The 1,859-nt window shown below is 39.3% G+C and carries 3 protein-coding genes; 2 read left to right on the forward strand and 1 reads right to left on the reverse strand.

Translation table 11 applies throughout. The annotated features are described in order from the left end of the window. Positions 1-159: 159 nt before the first annotated feature. Complete coding sequence (locus LG34_RS15455) at positions 160-576, forward strand: HIT family protein (protein ID WP_109216863.1); 417 nt, start codon at positions 160-162, stop codon at positions 574-576. Positions 577-863: 287 nt separating this feature from the next. On the opposite strand, the gene LG34_RS15460 is transcribed toward LG34_RS15455, so the two are convergent. Then, positions 864-1,526, reverse strand: coding sequence for an HAD family hydrolase (locus LG34_RS15460; RefSeq protein WP_109216864.1), 663 nt, complete (start codon positions 1,524-1,526; stop codon positions 864-866). 144 nt (positions 1,527-1,670) lie between these two features. Between LG34_RS15460 and LG34_RS16965 the strand changes: the two genes are divergently transcribed. Continuing rightward, a partial coding sequence (locus LG34_RS16965) for a hypothetical protein (protein WP_207657035.1) occupies positions 1,671-1,859 on the forward strand: 189 nt, incomplete at its 3' end.

Here is a 1,859-nt window from a genome sequence, read left to right on the forward strand (position 1 = left end):
GTCAGCTTGCGCTGACCAGAATCACGCACCAAGTCTCACGTGCGTTCGACTTGAATGATAACATCGATTGTCCAGTGGCACATTCGACTTGAATTTTTATGGGAATTTTTTTATACTGAAACCAAATAGTCTACTGAGAAAAGAACAGGAGGTTTCAGTATGAAGGACGATAATTGTATTTTTTGTAAACTGGCAAACAAGGATATTCCGACAAATATTATTTATGAAGATGACAGATTTACAGTTATTCTGGATGCAAGTCCGGCAACGAAAGGACATGCGCTGATCTTACCGAAAAACCATGCGGCAAATATTTATGAATTACCGGATGAGGATGCGTCAGCAGTATTTGTTCTGGCAAAAAAACTGGCAACAAAGATGACAGAAATCTTACACTGTGATGGATTTAATATTGTGCAGAATAATGGTGAAGTAGCAGGACAGACCGTATTTCATTTCCATATGCATTTGATCCCGCGTTATCTGAATGATGGCAATCAGGATAAACTGACCTGGAATCATGCAGAATTCACACCGGAAGAGATTGCGGAGATCGCAGCGGAATTGCGTGCATAAAAATCTTGTTTATGGATGGCTTAAAAATTTAGGCTATGAAAGCGCCAGTCATCAATCTTACCTTTGCTGCTAACAAACGCATGCAGATGTGAGATTGCCTGACTGGCGCTTACTTTACTTTTCGCAATGAGTGAAAAGCTTTCGTGATATTATTTTTGTCGATCTTTAAGAAAATGAAGTGAAATCTTATATTTCTGTTATTGGAAAATGTTTATTTCAACTTCCAGTCCGCAGTTTCAGTCTGCAGTTTGACAAGTCGTGCATATTTCCCATTTTTCTTCATCAATTCATCCAAATAACGAAATTACAGCTGTGGCATCAGGTACGATGGCGGCAGTTTTTTTTGCAATTTCTTCCGATGGTACTTTTAAATCCGGGATACATACCACCGGGATATTCGCATTGGATGCCGCTAAAATACCATTTTCGGAATCCTCTAGTACAAGTGCATGTTCCGGTTTGATATCCGTACGTTGACAGGCAGCAAGAAAAATATCCGGATTTGGTTTGGAACGCTGTACCTGATCGCCGCCAATGACATAAGCAAAGTATTTATCGAGTTTTGCCAGACGCAGATATTCAACAACAATATCATGTTTTGTGGAAGATGCTACACAGCATGGAATATTGTTGCTTGCAAACCATGCGAGAAGTTCCGGAATGCCCGGTTTTACCGGCGGTCCGTCGCGGCGGATTTTTTCGGTGACAAGTGTACGGCATTTCTGGCTGATTTCTTCTGCCGGGTAATCATCTCCGTAAAGTCTGTGCAGAATGTCAAGTAATTGCTGTCCGCAGGTTCCGAGGGTGTGGATGTAATCATCTTTTTGCTGGGTGTAACCGTATTCTTTCATGACACCGTCTTTGGTGGTCATGAAAAGGCGTTCTGTGTCAAAAATCAGACCATCCATATCGAAAATCGCAAGTGCGGGTATTGTTAAGTGTGAAGTCATAAATTTTCCTTTCTTTTAAACTGGACTCAATAAACTAAATCTATATGGCATATAAATAAAACTCCAAAGCATATGAGACTCAGTATGCAATCATGTATTTTAAGTTAAAAAATATAATATGAACTATAATCCAGTATACAGGAAATGAGCCTGAAAGAAAATGATAAATCACTTCTCTCAGACCCATTTTTATATCAGATGGGAGATGACTCACACCTCTATGACGCCACTGAAAAAGTCCTTATTTTGCGCAAAACAGTACAAGATAAAGTATATTTATATGTTTTTCGCTACTATATATTGTATGTAAAAACAGTTTTTCAGTGGCGTCCT

The organism is Eubacterium ramulus, from assembly GCF_003122485.1.
Classification (GTDB): Bacteria; Bacillota; Clostridia; order Lachnospirales; family Lachnospiraceae; genus Eubacterium_I; species Eubacterium_I ramulus_A.